Here is a 17,090-nt window from a genome sequence, read left to right as displayed (position 1 = left end):
TCAAAGCAAACACACCCAGTTACAAATAATACAAAGTTACAGGTGTGGAAACTAAACCCATTAGCCCCGTTCCGGCTCATGGGTGAATTAACTAAAAACAAGACAAACTTGGGAGAGGTATCACTGGAAACTATGGAAAAGACACAGTCTGGCTTTATCGGATTTATCATCCGCGGTAGTTTGGTTAAACAGATTCTGGTCGGTTTGATTGCCGGGATTATTTTAGCGCTGGTATCAACTCAGGCCGCAATGGCTGTGGGTTTGCTGGGAACTTTGTTCGTCGGTGCTTTAAAAGCGGTCGCCCCAGTTCTGGTTTTGATGTTGGTCATGGCCTCGATTGCTAACCATAAGCAAGGCCAAAAAACCAGTATCCGACCTATTCTGTTTTTGTATCTCTTGGGCACGTTCTCTGCGGCACTGATCGCCGTGGTCGTGAGTTTTATGTTCCCCTCAACACTGATCCTGGCCACTCATACCGCGGATATCACTCCACCGAGTGGGATTACCGAAGTGTTGAAAGGCTTGTTGAGCAGCATCATTGCTAACCCAATCCATGCTCTGCTTAATGCCAATTATATCGGCATTCTGGCTTGGGCTGTCGGCTTGGGTATTGCTCTGCGCCATGCTGCTGATACCACCAAGGCATTGATTAATGATATGTCTGACGCGGTAACTAAAGTGGTACGGGTAGTTATTCGCTTTGCACCGCTGGGTATCTTTGGTCTGGTTTCCTCCACCATGGCAGAAACCGGCTTTGGTGTGTTACTGGGCTACGCACAACTGTTGGTCGTCTTAATTGGCTGTATGTTATTGGTCGCATTGGTGGTCAACCCACTGATTGTTTACTGGAAAATCCGCCGCAATCCTTATCCATTGGTGTTTGCCTGCTTGCGCGAAAGTGGCGTTACCGCCTTCTTTACCCGCAGCTCAGCCGCCAACATTCCTGTGAATATGGAAATGTGCAAGAAGATGAATTTGAATGAAGATACCTATTCGGTATCCATTCCATTGGGCGCCACCATCAATATGGCCGGTGCGGCGATCACCATCACCGTGCTGACATTGGCGGCAGTTCATACCTTAGGTATTCCAGTGGATTTGCCAACAGCTCTGCTGTTAAGTGTGGTTGCTGCGGTCTGCGCCTGCGGGGCATCCGGTGTTGCCGGTGGCTCGCTGCTATTGATCCCGCTGGCATGCGGCATGTTTGGTATTCCAAATGAAATCGCCATGCAAGTGGTTGCGGTTGGTTTCATCATTGGCGTATTGCAGGATTCCGCTGAAACCGCGCTGAGCTCCTCAACCGACGTCCTGTTTACCGCCGCAGCTTGTCAGGCCGACGATGCCAGACTGGCGGATCCTGATCCGCTGGCGAGCCGTAAATCAGTCTGAAGCACATTATCGAGATAACTATCGGGGGCAATTTGGCCCCCGATAGTTATTATTTTTCGACGTTCTTCTCTACCAAAAAAGGGTCTATCCCTTGCCGTTGCAGACGATAGAAACGGATAATATTAAAGCCGTTAAGCAACAAGAAACTGCCTTCAATCAATGAACCGCCAATAGATCCTAACCAAACATTGTGGATAACCCAGCACACAGTGGATACCCACATCACACAGCGAGTTGTCAGGCCAGTGGTGCGAAATATCGCCCAAGTGCTGATAACGGTACCGAAAATCGGCAATATCTCGACTGTATGTTGCATACGCCAAAGTCCAAAAGCCAATGTCAGACTGATAAATACCAGCATGGCAATACTGCTACGGGTTTTAGCCGCGACCAAATTTCGCAGTGCATTCAGCATAGCGCTGCTGCCGGCAGCACTGGCCCCCATCAGGAAGAAATGGCAACCAATAATGGCACTATAGGCGGAAAGTTGCAGTCTAAAACGCCGTTCATCACGGTTGAAGAACATGGTGATACCGACAAAAAATGCCAGCACGCCAACGGCTTGAGCAAACCAATAGAAAGTCATGGGGGGATAATCCTGGTGTACGGTGACCGTACCAATTAATAAGCAAACGGCATTTTATTAAAAATAATAAAACACCGTTTCATATTAATCAAAAGACACACTATTTACAAGGTGACACCGCTTTTAAAGATTGCCAGTTCGCGGAAGTCATTGACTTCATTGCGTGCTGGTTGACCATTGGCAATGGCGACGATCAAATCAATAAACTCTGTCAGCAAGGTATCCATTGGCGTGCCGTGAATCAGTTTACCGGCATCGAAATCAATCCAATGGGGCTTTTTGGCGGCCAGCTCACTGTTAGTTGCCAGCTTAACTGTCGGCACAAAACCGCCATAAGGTGTGCCACGGCCGGTACTGAATAGCACCATATGGCAACCTGCGCCCGCTAATGCACTGGTGGCGACGGCATCATTACCCGGCGCACTGAGTAAATTCAGCCCTGGGCGCTGTAGGCGTTCACCATATTTCAGTACATCGACCACTTTGCTCTGGCCGGCTTTTTGGGTGCAACCCAGTGATTTCTCTTCCAACGTGGTGATGCCGCCCGCTTTATTGCCCGGTGATGGGTTTTCATAAATCGGTTGGTTATGCGCGATAAAGTACTGTTTGAAATCATTGACCATGCTAACAGTCTTTTCAAATGTCGCTTCATCACGGCATCGGCTCATCAAAATCCGCTCTGCCCCAAACATTTCCGGCACTTCTGTCAGGACGGATGTCCCGCCATTGGCAATCACATAGTCAGAAAAACGGCCCAGTAATGGGTTAGCGGTAATTCCTGATAAGCCGTCAGAACCTCCGCATTCCAGACCAAACTTCAGCTCACTCAACTTACCCGGCACCCGTTGGTCATTGCGCATGGCCTGATACAAAGCATGTAAATGCTCCAGACCGGCTTCAACTTCATCATCCTGCTGCTGGCAAACCATAAAGCGCACGCGTTCTTCATCCACCTTGCCCAGCGTGGACTGGAAAACGTCTACCTGATTGTTTTCGCAGCCCAAACCAATCACCAGCACTGCGCCAGCATTGGGGTGGCGCACCATATTTTGCAGCATGGTTCGGGTGTTTTCGTGATCCTGACCCAGCTGTGAACAGCCAAACGGGTGGCTGAACAGATAGACGCCATCAATACCTTCCGCGTCTTGTGTTTCTTTCAAGAAGCGTTGCTGGATCTGGCGGGCGATCCCATTCACGCAACCCACGGTTGGGATGATCCACAGTTCATTGCGAATCCCCACGTTGCCATTGGCACGGCGATAGATTTGCACCTCGCGATCCGCCATTTGTGGTGGCAACTCACTGAATTCTGGCTGATATTGATACTCATCCAGATCACTGAGGTTAGTTTTGGCATTTTGCGAATGAATATGTTCGCCCGGCTGGATCTGCATTAATGCATGGCCGATCGGCAAACCATACTTAACGATCATTTGTCCCGGCTCAATAGCTGTCAGGGCAAATTTATGCCCACGAGCCACTGGCTGAGCCAACTTAACACTGAATTCTCCGATTTCGAGAACCTCATCAGCGGCTAAATCTTGCAGTGCGACGGCGACATTATCTAGCGGGTGAATTTTTATAATACTTTGCATAATTAGACCCTTAGATGTAAGCCGCGACTGCAACTCTCATGCCACTGTTAATGATGGTTTGCAGTTGTTCTGTCACCTGATTTGCCAGTTGCGGTACGGCAGTCAGATCCTGCCCCCAGTGGGTAGCATCAGACAATACGCCGTTCACTAACTCAGCCAGCGCAATATCCCCGTTTTTCACCCCATTCCACAGGGTTGAATAACGTTCCAGCCAGTGAGCATCATCCTGTAGTGGATAAGTTTGACCATCACGCTCACCACGATAAAAGGCGATCAAAGCGGCCAGGGCAAAGGTCAGGCGCGGCGGCAATTTACCTTGCTGCTGCTGATAAGCCAGCAATTGAGGCAAAATACGGGTACGGAATTTTGTCATGCCATTCAAGGCAATAGATAATAATTGATGCTGAATGAACGGGTTGCGGAAGCGGCTCAGTACCGCCTGAGAGAATGACAACAACTCATCTTTCGGTAAATCCAATACTGGAACAATCTCTTCAGTAATGGTTTTTTCGACAAAACGGCTGATTTGCGCATCATCCATAGTTTGGCCGACAGTATCCAACCCAGACAGATACGCCACCGGTACCAGTGCAGTGTGCGCGCCGTTTAGAATCGCCACTTTGCGCTCTTTATAGGGTTTGATGTCATCAACGATAAGAACATTCAGATCTAATTTATCGAGACGAAGCTCTTGTGCTAATTCTTTTGGCCCTTGGATAACAAACAGATAGAAATATTCAGCCGTGTCCAGGAAGCTGTCCTGATAGCCCAATTCTGCTTGCAGTGCAGCCACTTCATCACGCGGATAACCGGTCACAATGCGGTCAACCAAGGTTGAGCAGAACGTGTTGTTTTCCGTTAACCACTGAGTAAATTCGGCAGGTAATTGCCAATGACTGGCATAGCGCAGCACCAACTCACGCAGAGCTTCACCATTATAATCAATCAGTTCACAAGGTAGCAGTATCCAACCTTTATCCGCCGCACCCGCAAAATGCTCAAAACGTTCGAATAGCAAGCGCGTCAATTTCGCCGGGAAAGAGCTTGGCGGCGCATCGCTGAATTGATCCGCTTCATTCCAGGCAATGCCCGCTTCAGTGGTGTTCGAAAACATAAAGCGGATATTAGGGTCACGGGCCAGCGCCAGATATTCATCAAACTGACGATAAATATTGATTTCGCGGTTAACCGAGCGGATCAGACGGGATTCACGCACCGCTTCGCCTTGCTCGTTCAGACCACGGATCACCGCAGTATACAAGCCATCCTGCGTACTGAGTGAAGGAGGGAAATCGCTATCGATCGGGCGAATCACCACGATCCCGGCATTCAGATCGGTATGTTCATTCAGTAAATCAATCTGCCAGTCAACAAAGGCTCGCAGGAAGTTACCTTCACCGAATTGAATGATTTTGTCCGGGTGGCTACGGCCAGGAAAGTCACGACGGTTCAAAGCTTGCATCAGGGTTCACCTCATAGTGCATACAGCCGGGCGTTAAATAAACAACAAGTTATCCCCGTCATACTTCAAGCCGCATGTGCGTTGGCTACGTTCAATCACCCGAATCACTTACAACACCGTAAGCTCATCGGGATGATGAGTCTCATCAGAGGCTCACCCTACGGGCCAGCGCAAGCGCTGTTCAAAATGGTTTACAACCAATTTGTCTCTCGCTTGCCGCCTTCCTGCAACTCAAATTATTTTGGATAAAATGTTATGCGGGGCTGGCATTCAGCCCCGTGATTGTTGTCAGATATTCATCACTGAAAAAATTCGGTGATTACAGCTCAATAGCGAAATATTGTTTGGCGTTATCAAAGCAGATGTTTTTCACCATGGAACCCAGCAGCTCCATATCTGCCGGAGCTTCACCATCTTCAACCCAGCGCCCAATCATTTGGCACAGAATGCGGCGGAAGTATTCATGGCGGGTATAGGACAGGAAGCTGCGGCTGTCAGTTAGCATCCCAACAAAGCGGCTCAACAAACCAAGCTGGGCCAATTGGGTCATCTGGCGTTGCATGCCATCTTTTTGGTCGTTGAACCACCAGCCCGAACCAAACTGCATTTTCCCCGCGGTACCTTCGCCCTGGAAGTTGCCTACCATGGTGCCGATCACTTCGTTATCCCGTGGGTTTAAGCAGTAAAGGATGGTTTTTGGCAGTGCATTACGCAGGCCTTGCGCATCCAATAAGCGCGATAAAGGCTGTGCTAAGGGTTGGTCATTGATGGAGTCAAAGCCGATATCCGGCCCGACCAGATTGAACATGCGGCTGTTGTTATTGCGCAATGCGCCGATGTGATACTGCTGAACCCATTCACGGCGGTGATACTCGCCAGACAGGAATAATAAGACAGCGGTTTTAAACTGAGCGATTTCTTCGGTGCTTGGCTGATTACCGGCCAAACGACGGGCGAGAATGCCGTCTAAAGTCGCTTCATCAGCTTCACCGTAAACCACCACATCCAACGCGTGGTCAGAAACTTTACAACCGTGGGCGGCAAAGTGATCCATACGCTTGTTCAGCGCGGAACACAAATCGGCAAAGCGGCTGATAGAAGTGTCAGCGGCAGCTTCCAGGCGCTGCATATAATCGTTGAAACCCGCGGCTTCAATATTGAAAGCTTTGTCTGGACGCCAGCTTGGTAACACTTTGATATTGAAGCTGCCGTCAGCCGCAATAGCTTTATGGTGGCGCAAGTCATCAATCGGGTCATCAGTAGTACCGACCATTTTGACATTCATCTGCTGCATAATACCGCGCGCGGAGAAGCTGTCCTGAGCCAGTAATTCGTTACCGCGCTGCCAGATTTCATCTGATGTGGCAGGGGACAATAACTTACCTGTAATACCAAATGGACGGCGTAATTCAAGATGTGTCCAGTGATACAGAGGGTTGCCAATGGTATGAGGAACCGTTGCAGCCCAAGCATCAAACTTCTCGCGGTCGCTGGCATCACCGGTACAAAAACGCTCCGCGACACCATTAGTGCGCATAGCTCGCCATTTGTAATGGTCACCTTTCAACCAGATGTCATACATATTCTTAAAGCGGGTGTTTTCTGCGATCTGCTCAGGGGGCAAATGACAGTGATAATCATATATCGGCTGATCTTTTGCATAGTCATGATACAGACGACGGGCAAATTCAGTGTCGAGCAAAAAGTCTTCGGTCAAAAACTGCGCCATATTAGGTTCCTCACTTGAAACATCTTAGAGTTCTGCTTTCTGTTATCGCGAAGTTATCACACCAATTTCATCTATCGTCCAGCATTTTTTTATAGATAAAGATCGCAAAAACCTAACAAAAAGAACAAATACTCAACATTTATAGTCTATTTAGTCCCTTTCGGCACTAAGTCTGCTGGGTTCTATTATTCCCTAATTGAAAAGTGGTTTTTGTGATATCACTCAACTTTTAAATCTGTATGACAAGTTATTGTTGCGTCGCCATCAGTCATCTCATTAGCCATGTTCACGTAAATGCATTGATTTGACTCAAATGGGTATACAGCCAATGGGGTATACAAAAAATGAGTGTCGTACCAGCACTGCGGCCTCGAATAGGAAGGGAAACCTAAAGTAGTTGAAGCGACCGCCAGCACGCCAGCCTCAACTCATGAATAAGAAAGACCAGGTACCACCGCATGCACTGTGATGTCGGATTGGGCCACATTGCGCCATGAAACGTCACGACAGGCGGCGTTTCATGGCAGTAATCTAATACTGGGAGAAAGTTACAAATGATGCGTAAAATTAAAGGGTTACGCTGGTACATGATCGCTTTGGTTACCGTTGGCACTATATTAGGTTACCTGACGCGTAACGCTATTGCCGTTGCCGCACCAACGTTGCAAGAGCAGTTACATATCACGACACAGCAATATTCTTATATTATCGCCGCTTATTCAGCCGCTTACACCCTGATGCAACCGGTCGCCGGTTATATTCTGGATGTGATGGGGACGAAAGTCGGTTATGCCATGTTTGCCGTGATGTGGGCCATATTCTGTATGAGTACCGCCTTAGCCAGCAGTTGGGGCGGTTTAGCTATCGCTCGTGGTGCTGTGGGTGCAGCAGAAGCAGCCATGATCCCTGCAGGTTTGAAAGCAACCAGTGAGTGGTTCCCAGCAAAAGAACGTTCCATTGCCGTGGGTTACTTCAACGTAGGTTCTTCTATCGGCGGCATGATTGCACCACCATTAGTGGTGTGGGCTATCGTGATGCACAGCTGGCAGATGGCATTTATCATTACCGGTGTGCTTAGCTTGATTTGGGCCATTGCTTGGTTAATCCTGTACAAACACCCGAAAGATCAGAAAAAACTGTCTGATGAAGAGCGTGAGTACATCCTGAGTGGTCAGGAAGCGCAGCACTCTACGGCTAACTCCAAAAAGATGTCTGCAATGCAGATTATCCGTAACCGCCAGTTCTGGGGTATTGCAATCCCACGTTTCCTGGCAGAACCGGCTTGGGGGACATTCAACGCGTGGATCCCACTGTTCATGTTCAAAGCTTATGGCTTTAACTTGAAAGAAATCGCCATGTTTGCCTGGATGCCAATGTTGTTTGCCGACTTAGGCTGCATTCTGGGGGGTTACCTGCCACCATTGTTCCAAAAATACTTCAAAGTTAACCTGATTGTATCCCGTAAGTTAGTGGTCACCATGGGCGGCTTGTTGATGATTGGGCCGGGGACTATTGGCCTGTTCACCAGCCCTTACGCGGCTATCGCCCTGCTGTGTGTCGGTGGGTTTGCTCACCAATCACTGTCTGGTGCGCTGATTACCTTATCGTCTGACGTCTTTGGCCGTAACGAAGTGGCCACCGCCAACGGCTTGACGGGAATGGCGGCTTGGACGGCCAGTACTATGTTCGCCCTGGTAGTGGGTGCTTTGGCAGATACCATGGGCTTCAGCCCACTGTTTGCCGCACTCGCCGTATTTGACGTGTTAGCCGTCGTGGTTATCTGGACGGTACTGCAAAACCGCCCGGCAGCCGAACCCGCTATCGATCCGGTACAACAAACGCCAGCCGGACAGAATTAATCCAAGACTTTACGCGAGAGACACCATCAGCCCGGTGATATTTGCCGGGCTTTTTATCCCCGAGCCGCCCTCCTTTACTGCACATTTTCCATCATAACTGTGATAGCAATAACTAGAACCCAATAGGGATAAGTGGTATAACAAGTCCAATTGTATCTCCTACGGGATATCATGCCTTCCAGACAAAATGAGCCGCAAAATTTGCTGCCTCAATTGATCCTTGATCCCAAGAGCCTTAATCATGGAATTCACAGAAACCAGACGGTTGTACCAGCAGTTAGCCGCAGAGTTAAAGCAGCGCATCGAAGCCGGTGTTTATCAGGTGGGCGATAAATTGCCCGCAGAACGCTACATTTCCGAAGAAATGAATGTCAGCCGAACTGTGGTCCGTGAAGCGATTATCATGTTGGAAGTGGAGGGCTATGTAGAAGTGCGCAAAGGCTCCGGCATCCATGTGATGTCGAATCAGCAAAAGCACTTAGTCATGCCAAACCACGGTATTGAATTCGCCACCGCCGGCCCTTTTGAGCTGTTACAGGCGCGTCAATTGATCGAAAGTAACATTGCTGAATTTGCGGCCACACAAGTGACTCGTCAAGATATCGTGCAATTAATCGAGATCCAAAAACATGCGCGGCAAGAAGATCGTTTTCGTGACTCGCAGTGGGATTTGAAATTCCATGTGCAAGTGGCGCTGGCGACGCAAAACACCGCTATGGCCACGATTGTCGAAAAAATGTGGAGCCAGCGGGTACATAACCCTTACTGGATCAAACTGCACGAGCATATTGATGATAAGTCGATCGAGAGTTGGTGCGAAGATCATGACCGGATCCTTGAGGCTCTGATGCGTAAAGATCCTTACGCCAGTAAGCTCGCCATGTGGCAACATCTGGAAAATACCAAACAAATGCTGTTCCGGGCCACGACTGATGATTTCGAGTTTAATGTAGACCGCTACTTATTCACCGAAAACCCGGTAGTTCATCTCGATATCCCCAAAGAGCTTGGTTTGAGTGTTACAGATAAGCCGCAAGCAAGCGAATCATTGAAATAAGTCATTAGAGACAAATTCGCCAAAAGTCGATGTGACCAAGGCTTATGGCGGCAATGCCCAAGGATGGGCCAGCTAACCGATATCGGTGATTTCCAGCACGAAGAGGCACTCTTCATGCGATGTTGTAGTCAGTAAATGTCGAGTTCTGTCAGCAAATGTCAGTGTTAAGCCTGTTTTTTAACTATTGCTTAAAAAACACTCAATTAGCATCTATATTTCCCTGTTTCATATCCCGCTATTTTGCTAAAGTGGCAGCACTTTTTTATTCGGATGCTTTGGGAGCGAAACGCAAATATATGCGCTGGTTGTTTGCTCTGTTTATTGCAGTAGCGGGCTGGGTCGGTTCGGCTTCCGGCAGCTTGCTATCGTCCACGCATCCCTCATCAAGTATAGTGCTACCTGCGCTTGACCGTCCCTGCGTCAGCGGCACCTCCTCATCCGTCAATGTCTTTTCGTCATATCTGCACCTGCAAAAGAAAGCCTTTTATTCTCAATTGCGCTTGATGGGTATGCCCGCTAAAAAAACCGCCATAAAAAATCGGTTGGGTGCGGCTAAACTTACCAGCTCAGTTAATCTTTCATTCGCCAATCACACTTGGCATAGCGCACATCTGGCTATGTCCCGCAGCAGCCGAGCGGATGAAATCTATAAACAGCCACGGCAATCACTGCCCCTGTTGAACTATTCCAATTGGATATTCTATGCTTCGACACAGCAAAATCGTGTGGGTGGCTGGAAAGAGAGTAATACTCAATATAGCGGGATGCTTACCTACCACATTATGGCGTGATGCTTTCTCGGTTGTCGTAATACGTGAGCATCGCAACAAGAAGTCAATTTACCTTTAGATATCAGCGAATTGGTTTGCTTTGGTTCCTTTATCAAAACCATCGCTAAAACACGAAAAACCATCAGATATTTTTTGATCGTGTTTATATCCATAACGATGCATACAACAAACAATGACGTTTTAGGAATACCCGATGGATATCATTAAAGAACTCTTACATGCTTTATGGGCGCAAGACTACGAGACACTGGCGAATCCATCTTTAGTCTGGGCCATTTACATCTTGTTATTTGTGATACTTTTTCTGGAAAATGGTCTGCTTCCGGCGGCTTTTTTACCGGGCGATAGTCTGTTGATTCTGGTTGGTGTCTTGATTGCAAAAGGGGCCATGAGCTTCCCGGTGACCATTGTAGTATTAACCACCGCAGCCAGCTTGGGTTGCTGGGTCAGCTATATTCAGGGGCGATGGCTGGGGAATACCAAAGTGGTGCAAGGGTGGCTATCCCATCTACCTGCCCATTATCACCAGCGCGCACATAACCTGTTCCACCGCCATGGGTTATCCGCCCTATTGGTCGGCCGTTTCCTGGCATTCGTGCGCACCTTATTGCCAACAATTGCGGGCCTTTCCGGCCTGAGCAATACCCGCTTTCAATTCTTTAACTGGATGAGTGGGTTGCTGTGGGTTTTGATCTTAACCACTATGGGCTTTGCCTTTGGCAAAACACCGGTATTCCTGAAATACGAAGATGAAGTGATGTTTTTCCTGATGTTGCTGCCTCTGGCACTCTTAGTGATTGGCTTATTTGGTTCTTTATATGTGCTTTGGCGCAAAAAAAGTGCCCCTCCGGCTAATAACAGCAATGATAAAGGTAAGCCAGAGTGATTACCCTCAGGGGCCGTTTTAGCCGCCCAGTTTGGCTCTATCTTATCCTGCCGGTGACCGCCTTATTGCTAGCAGCACTGTTGTTTACGCCAATGATTCTGCGCACAGAAAGTGCGTTAAAAATTCGGCCTAATCAGCAGGGCCTGTCGTTACCCGATGGATTTTATCTGTATCAACACCTAGATCAGCGGGGGATTCGCATCAAAAGCATCACTCCGGAGAATGACAGCCTGGTGGTGAGCCTTGAGTCTCCGGAACAGCAAAAAGAAGCGATCGAAGCTTTGCAGGATATCCTACCAAGCGGTTATGTCATTGTGACGAGTGAATCAAAGAAACGTCAGCGTTTATTACCCGCCTTCAGAAATAACCTACAAAATGTAGGGTAATCTACATGACGGGGAGCATCTCCCCGTCATCAGCTCTCCGTTATTCCCTATTTATTCTGCTGATACATGATTAATCTATAAAAATTCAGTAGTAAACTTGGGTATCACATAATTCAGCGCTATGCTTAGTCATTCATGGCAACCTATTTTATCACCGATTCTTGCTGTAAAAGGAAGCAATACCATGTTGTTACATACTGTGCTGTTACGCCCCGTTTTTTCACTACGGGCCTTTCTCCTGTTGGTCTTACCGATGGTTGCATTTTACAGTGTCGCCCAAACGAATGAATGCGACACCAAAGCTAAGGAGATCCAACAGCAGATTGATTATGCCAAACAGCATGGCAATACTCGCCGCGCCGCCGGTCTGGAAACAGCGCTGAAAGAAGTGAAAAATAATTGTACTGTTGAGAGTCTGAAAGCTGAGCGGCAGAAAAAAATCAAAGAAAAGCAACACAAAGTCGCAGAACGCAAGCAAGAACTCAAAGAAGCTCAGCAAAAGGGTGATGCTGGAAAAATCGCCAATAAACAGAAGAAGTTAACGGAGGCGCAAGCTGAGTTAAAGCAAGCTCAGGCACAGAAATAGCGACTCCGGGTTTAAATACAAACACAGTGAACTATTAGGATTATTAACCTATCAACTTTCCGATAAATTCACTAAATTAGATATTCACCTCAGTTATGTTAAGGAGCTATTACATGCCACAAGATAAAACCTCTGAACATTTGCGCGCTGAACTTAAGTCACTTGCGGATACTTTGGAAGAAGTGCTGCAATCTTCGACCGATAAGCCGAAAGCTGAGTTAGATAAGCTGCGGGCCAAAGCGGAGAGCGCGTTGAAGGATACACGTGAACGTCTGAGTGAAACTGGCGATAAAATTGCTGCCCAAACCAAAGAGATTGCTGATAAAGCTGATAACTATGTCCATGACAACCCTTGGGCTGGTGTGGGTATCGGTGCTGCTGTCGGCGTGGTGTTAGGCGTGTTGTTGTCTCGCCGCTGATTATGGCTGAACTTCCTCAAACTCAGGGCCCCGGTAAAGGGGTCCTCGATACTGTCCACCGTATCGCCACCATTGTGGTGGGTATGGTTGAAACCCGTGTCCGGCTGGCGGCCATTGAGCTGGAAGAAGAAAAGGCAACACTGATTCAGTTGCTGATAATGGCGGGGATTACCCTGCTGTTGACTGCTTTCGGTTTGATGAGCTTGCTTGTGTTAGTCATATGGGCGATTGATCCTGCCTATCGTTTAGTCGCACTGGGGTCGACAACCGCCGTGCTATTAGCGTTGGCAATCATCGGAGTTATCTGGACACTCACCAAAGCGCGTCACTCCACGCTGCTGGGTTCAACCCGCAAGCAACTGGAAACAGACCGCGAATTATTGGAGAAAGAGCGTTGAGCCGCCGTCAATTGGCACAGGAAAAGGCCGCATTGTTACGGGAGATCCAGCAGCAACGTCTGGATCTCGCTAACAGCGCAGCGCATTGGATTGAAGTCACAGCACCTTATGACCGAGGCTGGGTAAAAATCGTCAGTATGCGAAAATATCTGATGGTGGGTTCAAGCCTGGTCGCACTCTACGGTATCCGCCACCCCAGCAAATTAATCCGCTGGTCGCGCAGAGCTGTCAGTGCATGGGGTACTATCCAACTGTTTCGCAATACTTTTTTATTACGTTAACCCCCAATTTCACTGCACTGCCACGTCACCATTATCTTATGTTTGATCAACTCAGAATATAAAAGCCCACCTTTCCATAGGCGGGCTTTTATATTCTGTCACTTCAGTTTTTTTGATGAAAAACGACAGTTTTACTTGCTAACAACTTATCAACTTCTCGATTAACATTCTCTCATCAAGTCAGGGCGTTTGCAGAAACATATTGGCAAACAATCACATATAAACTTTTTGATGAAAAATTAACGCCAGCAAATGCCAGGCATTAATACAAAACACTTTTTGGAGAAGTCGTTGATGAACAAATTACAAGATACTGGCCTGTTGGTAGCACGCATTCTAATGCCAATTCTGTTTATTGTTGCCGGTTACGGCAAAATGGGTGATGCCTATGCCGGTACTCAGCAATATATGCAAGCAATGGGCGTCCCTGGCTTCTTCCTGCCACTGACTATTTTGTTGGAATTTGGCGGCGGCCTGGCCATTCTGTTTGGTTTCCTGACCCGTACCACTGCGCTGTTCACCGCCGGTTTCACTATTTTGACTGCATTAATCTTCCACACTAACTTTGCGGAAGGCGTTAACCAACTGATGTTTATGAAAAACCTGACCATCGCTGGCGGTTACATTGTCTTAGCCGTTGCTGGCCCAGGTGGTTTCAGTATTGACCGCCTGCTGGGTAAGAAGTGGTAAGCACAGTAGCCAAAATGAATATGCTATTTTAATTAACGACGCCCTATCATTTGATAGGGCGCGTTTTTATGGAGAAGTATAAAGATGGGGCAACTTGTTGACGGTGTATGGCAAGACGTTTGGTATGACACCAAACCTAGCGGGGGCCATTTCAAACGCAGTAACTCGCAATTCCGCAATTGGGTGACGACTGATGGTCAAGCTGGGCCACAAGGTAAGGCGGGCTTTAAAGCCGAAGCACATCGTTACCATTTGTATATTTCTCTGGCCTGTCCATGGGCGCACCGCACCTTACTAATGCGCAGCTTGAAAGGTTTGGAATCGCTAATTTCAGTTTCTGTGGTACATCCGCTGATGCTGGAGAATGGCTGGACATTCGGTCATGACTTCCCCGCCACCACCGGTGATGAGCTTTACCATCTCGATTATCTTTATCAACTCTATCTCCGTGCCGACCCCCATTATAGCGGGCGCGTGACCGTCCCGGTGTTATGGGATAAACAGCAACAAACTGTTGTTAGCAATGAGTCAGCCGATATCATTCGTATGTTCAATAATGCTTTTGATGCGGCTGGCGCTAAAGCAGGCGATTATTACCCTCCCGCATTACGCGGCAAGATTGACGATATCAATGAGTGGATTTACGATCAGGTCAATAATGGTGTGTATAAAGCGGGCTTTGCCACCACGCAAGAAGCTTATGACGAAGCCGTCACCCCCTTGTTTGATGCATTGAATAAGCTAGAACACATTCTGGGGAAACACCGCTATTTGACCGGTGACCAACTGACCGAAGCGGACTTACGCTTATGGACCACACTGGTACGTTTTGATCCAGTGTATGTCACGCATTTTAAGTGTGATAAGCGCCGTATTAGCGATTATCTCAACTTATACGGCTTTTTACGCGATATTTATCAGATGCCGGGTATTGCCGAGACAGTCGATTTTGACCATATTCGCCATCACTATTACCGCAGCCACGGCACCATTAATCCTTACGGGATTATCTCCATCGGCCCACAGCAAGACCTGCTGGAGCCCCATGGACGAGATACGCGCTTTAATTAGTTAACGCGCAGTCTCCGCTCCCTTTTCGAAGGCGTTGCGAGCGAAAGTAGTTTGGGTACGGCCTGCGCACAGCCACCGGAGCGTACACATAGTACGTGAGGATGGCGAGTACGTGAGGATGGCGAGCACAGCCCAAGCCCAAAATACGCACGCGCAGTAGCCGTTTATTTATTAGAAAAGAGCTTTGGGATCTCGCGCAGACACCACGACTTGGCCTCGCCCATGCTGTCACGCCGCCATGCCATAATGATATCCGCCTCACGGCTGTATTCCGGCCCGACAACCCTGAGTCGCCCTGCTTCGATATCTTTTTCCACCATGTCATAAGGCATGGTCGCCACGCCTAAACCGGCGAGTAATGCCCGCCGTTTATCTTCAATGGTGCTGACCGTCAGCCGCTGCTGTTTATCCAACAACTGTACAGTGATAACTGGCCGCTCACGGGCGGTATCTGCCACGGCAACAGCACGGTATTTTACCCGGGTTAGCTCAGAGAGCGGCTCTGGCTCCAAGTGAATAGGATGATCTGGGCTGGCGACATAAACACTGGTCACTTTGTACAGTTTGCGGCTGTTAATCTCCGACGATGCACGAAAATGCATATCCGGCGCGATAACAATATCAGCCCGCCCCTGCTCCAGCCGTTCCCATGCGCCCGCTAATACCTCGGTAAAGATAGAGACCTGAGTGTTAGCTTTGAGCGCCAGTTTGTCGATTAGCGGAAACAGTTTCCAGGCTGGAGACAATGCCTCGCTGACAATGGTGATATGGGTTTCCCAGCCGCGTGCCAATGCTTCTGCATCGGTAGTCAGTTTGTCTGCCGCTTCCAGCAGCACTCGCCCACGCTCCAGTAGCATGCGCCCAACATTGGTAAACTTGGTGCGATGCCCTGAGCGATCGAACAGCACCACATCAAGCTCTTCTTCAAGCTTCTGCATGGTGTAGCTCAGCGCAGAGGGTACTCGCCCCAATTCATCGGCTGCTGCCGCAAAACTACCACGGCGATCAATGGCATCCATCACTCTCAATGCTTCTAACGTTAGCGCCCGATCTTTGGCCATCATTTTCTCAATCAGGAAATTTGAATATAGTGACCAGATTAACTGGCTAACAATCTGCCGTCCAGACGCTTACCATTTGTTTACAGATTAATATACCCGTCGCCCTTCAAGATGCGGCTATAGGAGCAATCATGATCACATGCAGAACAGCAAAACAGTGCGGGCAAGCTGACTTTGGTTGGCTTCAAGCTCGTTATACCTTTTCATTCGGCCATTACTTTGATCCGAAATTATTAGGTTATGCCTCGCTACGAGTGTTGAATCAGGAAGTGTTAGCGCCCGGCGCATCATTCCAGCCGCGAACCTATCCACGGGTTGATATTCTGAATCTGATTTTACAAGGTGAAGCCGAATATCGGGATAGTTTGGGTAACCATGTGCGCGGTAAAACCGGCGATGTTCTGTTATTGTCTACCCAGCCCGGTGTCAGTTACAGCGAGCATAATCTTAGTACAGACAAACCATTAACCCGCATTCAGTTATGGCTCAATGCTTGTCCAGAACAAGACTGCCATCTCGCTCAGCGCATGTCTTTATGCTCTCAGCCATTGCGGTTATTGGCCTCTCCCGATGGGGAACAAGGTAGCCTGAAGCTGCGCCAGCAAGTGTGGATTCATCATTTAAATTTAGCCGCCGGTGAACAATATACAATTGATTTGCACGGCCCGAGGGCTTATCTGCAATCTATTCACGGGACGGTAGAAGTGGAAGGGCCGCAAGTGAGTGAAGCTCAGCGTTTGACCTGTGGTGACGGGGCTTTTGTGCAAGAAGAACAGCATTTAGTGATTACAGCAGAGACCCCGCTGCGGGCATTGCTGATTGATTTACCTGATTGACCAGGTAT

Annotated in this window: 18 protein-coding genes; 13 read left to right on the top strand and 5 right to left on the bottom strand. The window is 48.4% G+C overall.

Annotation, left to right across the window (positions count from 1 at the left end):
• Positions 1 to 132: 132 nt before the first annotated feature.
• The gene (sstT, locus tag DX162_RS08505) at positions 133 to 1,389 is read left to right on the top strand and encodes a serine/threonine transporter SstT (protein WP_032820599.1); all 1,257 of its coding nucleotides are present in this window, start codon (positions 133 to 135) and stop codon (positions 1,387 to 1,389) included.
• A 49-nt stretch (positions 1,390 to 1,438) separates the two neighbouring features.
• Here the strand turns inward: sstT and DX162_RS08500 are convergent, their stop codons facing one another.
• From DX162_RS08500 to uxaC, 4 genes are all read right to left on the bottom strand, one after another.
• Positions 1,439 to 1,975, bottom strand: coding sequence for a YgjV family protein (locus DX162_RS08500; RefSeq protein ID WP_004391972.1), 537 nt, complete (start codon positions 1,973 to 1,975; stop codon positions 1,439 to 1,441).
• 104 nt (positions 1,976 to 2,079) lie between these two features.
• Entirely contained in the window at positions 2,080 to 3,570 is a 1,491-nt protein-coding gene (locus tag DX162_RS08495) for a UxaA family hydrolase (protein WP_004391973.1), read from the bottom strand.
• Positions 3,571 to 3,580: 10 nt separating this feature from the next.
• Positions 3,581 to 5,032, bottom strand: coding sequence for a tagaturonate reductase (locus tag DX162_RS08490; protein WP_004391974.1), 1,452 nt, complete (start codon positions 5,030 to 5,032; stop codon positions 3,581 to 3,583).
• Between the two features lie 319 nt (positions 5,033 to 5,351).
• Entirely contained in the window at positions 5,352 to 6,761 is a 1,410-nt protein-coding gene (uxaC, locus tag DX162_RS08480; RefSeq protein WP_004391975.1) for a glucuronate isomerase, read from the bottom strand.
• A 554-nt stretch (positions 6,762 to 7,315) separates the two neighbouring features.
• On the opposite strand from uxaC, the gene DX162_RS08475 reads away from it, so the two are divergent.
• The 11 genes from DX162_RS08475 (at position 7,316) to DX162_RS08425 (ending at position 15,185) form a co-directional block, all read left to right on the top strand.
• Positions 7,316 to 8,620 carry an MFS transporter gene (locus DX162_RS08475; protein WP_004391977.1) on the top strand — a complete coding sequence of 435 codons (1,305 nt, stop codon included), beginning with the start codon at positions 7,316 to 7,318 and terminating at the stop codon, positions 8,618 to 8,620.
• A gap of 241 nt (positions 8,621 to 8,861) precedes the next feature.
• Positions 8,862 to 9,677 carry a transcriptional regulator ExuR gene (exuR, locus tag DX162_RS08470; protein WP_032820576.1) on the top strand — a complete coding sequence of 272 codons (816 nt, stop codon included), beginning with the start codon at positions 8,862 to 8,864 and terminating at the stop codon, positions 9,675 to 9,677.
• 296 nt (positions 9,678 to 9,973) lie between these two features.
• The gene (locus DX162_RS08465) at positions 9,974 to 10,468 is read left to right on the top strand and encodes a hypothetical protein (RefSeq protein WP_032820604.1); all 495 of its coding nucleotides are present in this window, start codon (positions 9,974 to 9,976) and stop codon (positions 10,466 to 10,468) included.
• A 193-nt stretch (positions 10,469 to 10,661) separates the two neighbouring features.
• Positions 10,662 to 11,354, top strand: a complete 693-nt coding sequence (locus DX162_RS08460) for a DedA family protein (protein ID WP_004391980.1) — start codon at positions 10,662 to 10,664, stop codon at positions 11,352 to 11,354.
• A complete protein-coding gene (gene mzrA / locus DX162_RS08455) occupies positions 11,351 to 11,740 on the top strand; it encodes an EnvZ/OmpR regulon moderator MzrA (protein WP_032820578.1) in 390 nt (129 codons plus the stop codon). Before DX162_RS08460 ends, mzrA begins: the two co-directional genes overlap by 4 nt.
• A 184-nt stretch (positions 11,741 to 11,924) precedes the next feature.
• Positions 11,925 to 12,326, top strand: coding sequence for a DUF1090 domain-containing protein (locus DX162_RS08450; protein ID WP_042562484.1), 402 nt, complete (start codon positions 11,925 to 11,927; stop codon positions 12,324 to 12,326).
• A gap of 113 nt (positions 12,327 to 12,439) precedes the next feature.
• Positions 12,440 to 12,745 carry an ElaB/YgaM/YqjD family protein gene (locus DX162_RS08445; RefSeq protein ID WP_004391984.1) on the top strand — a complete coding sequence of 102 codons (306 nt, stop codon included), beginning with the start codon at positions 12,440 to 12,442 and terminating at the stop codon, positions 12,743 to 12,745.
• 2 nt (positions 12,746 to 12,747) lie between these two features.
• Complete coding sequence (locus DX162_RS08440; RefSeq protein ID WP_004391985.1) at positions 12,748 to 13,143, top strand: phage holin family protein; 396 nt, start codon at positions 12,748 to 12,750, stop codon at positions 13,141 to 13,143.
• Positions 13,140 to 13,424 carry a YqjK-like family protein gene (locus DX162_RS08435; protein ID WP_032820580.1) on the top strand — a complete coding sequence of 95 codons (285 nt, stop codon included), beginning with the start codon at positions 13,140 to 13,142 and terminating at the stop codon, positions 13,422 to 13,424. Before DX162_RS08440 ends, DX162_RS08435 begins: the two co-directional genes overlap by 4 nt.
• A 294-nt stretch (positions 13,425 to 13,718) precedes the next feature.
• Positions 13,719 to 14,114, top strand: coding sequence for a DoxX family protein (locus tag DX162_RS08430; protein ID WP_004391987.1), 396 nt, complete (start codon positions 13,719 to 13,721; stop codon positions 14,112 to 14,114).
• 84 nt (positions 14,115 to 14,198) lie between these two features.
• Positions 14,199 to 15,185 (top strand): glutathione S-transferase family protein, encoded by a 987-nt coding sequence (locus DX162_RS08425; protein ID WP_004391988.1) that lies wholly within the window; start codon positions 14,199 to 14,201, stop codon positions 15,183 to 15,185.
• Between the two features lie 164 nt (positions 15,186 to 15,349).
• Here the strand turns inward: DX162_RS08425 and DX162_RS08420 are convergent, their stop codons facing one another.
• Positions 15,350 to 16,246, bottom strand: a complete 897-nt coding sequence (locus DX162_RS08420) for a LysR family transcriptional regulator (protein WP_004391990.1) — start codon at positions 16,244 to 16,246, stop codon at positions 15,350 to 15,352.
• 131 nt (positions 16,247 to 16,377) lie between these two features.
• On the opposite strand from DX162_RS08420, the gene DX162_RS08415 reads away from it, so the two are divergent.
• Positions 16,378 to 17,082, top strand: coding sequence for a pirin family protein (locus tag DX162_RS08415; protein ID WP_004391991.1), 705 nt, complete (start codon positions 16,378 to 16,380; stop codon positions 17,080 to 17,082).
• Positions 17,083 to 17,090 lie beyond the last annotated feature (8 nt).

Source organism: Yersinia kristensenii, assembly GCF_900460525.1.
GTDB lineage: Bacteria > Pseudomonadota > Gammaproteobacteria > Enterobacterales > Enterobacteriaceae > Yersinia > Yersinia kristensenii.
This window is presented reverse-complemented; position numbering and strand designations above follow the sequence as displayed.

Bases quoted from the DNA above. Each gene is read 5' to 3' on its own strand.
- sstT (WP_032820599.1), top strand. From the start codon at position 133: ATGGAAAAGACACAGTCTGGCTTTATCGGATTTATCATCCGCGGTAGT.
- DX162_RS08500 (WP_004391972.1), bottom strand. From the start codon at position 1,975: ATGACTTTCTATTGGTTTGCTCAAGCCGTTGGCGTGCTGGCATTTTTT.
- DX162_RS08495 (WP_004391973.1), bottom strand. From the start codon at position 3,570: ATGCAAAGTATTATAAAAATTCACCCGCTAGATAATGTCGCCGTCGCA.
- DX162_RS08490 (WP_004391974.1), bottom strand. From the start codon at position 5,032: ATGCAAGCTTTGAACCGTCGTGACTTTCCTGGCCGTAGCCACCCGGAC.
- uxaC (WP_004391975.1), bottom strand. From the start codon at position 6,761: ATGGCGCAGTTTTTGACCGAAGACTTTTTGCTCGACACTGAATTTGCC.
- DX162_RS08475 (WP_004391977.1), top strand. From the start codon at position 7,316: ATGATGCGTAAAATTAAAGGGTTACGCTGGTACATGATCGCTTTGGTT.
- exuR (WP_032820576.1), top strand. From the start codon at position 8,862: ATGGAATTCACAGAAACCAGACGGTTGTACCAGCAGTTAGCCGCAGAG.
- DX162_RS08465 (WP_032820604.1), top strand. From the start codon at position 9,974: ATGCGCTGGTTGTTTGCTCTGTTTATTGCAGTAGCGGGCTGGGTCGGT.
- DX162_RS08460 (WP_004391980.1), top strand. From the start codon at position 10,662: ATGGATATCATTAAAGAACTCTTACATGCTTTATGGGCGCAAGACTAC.
- DX162_RS08450 (WP_042562484.1), top strand. From the start codon at position 11,925: ATGTTGTTACATACTGTGCTGTTACGCCCCGTTTTTTCACTACGGGCC.
- DX162_RS08445 (WP_004391984.1), top strand. From the start codon at position 12,440: ATGCCACAAGATAAAACCTCTGAACATTTGCGCGCTGAACTTAAGTCA.
- DX162_RS08440 (WP_004391985.1), top strand. From the start codon at position 12,748: ATGGCTGAACTTCCTCAAACTCAGGGCCCCGGTAAAGGGGTCCTCGAT.
- DX162_RS08430 (WP_004391987.1), top strand. From the start codon at position 13,719: ATGAACAAATTACAAGATACTGGCCTGTTGGTAGCACGCATTCTAATG.
- DX162_RS08425 (WP_004391988.1), top strand. From the start codon at position 14,199: ATGGGGCAACTTGTTGACGGTGTATGGCAAGACGTTTGGTATGACACC.
- DX162_RS08420 (WP_004391990.1), bottom strand. From the start codon at position 16,246: ATGGCCAAAGATCGGGCGCTAACGTTAGAAGCATTGAGAGTGATGGAT.
- DX162_RS08415 (WP_004391991.1), top strand. From the start codon at position 16,378: ATGATCACATGCAGAACAGCAAAACAGTGCGGGCAAGCTGACTTTGGT.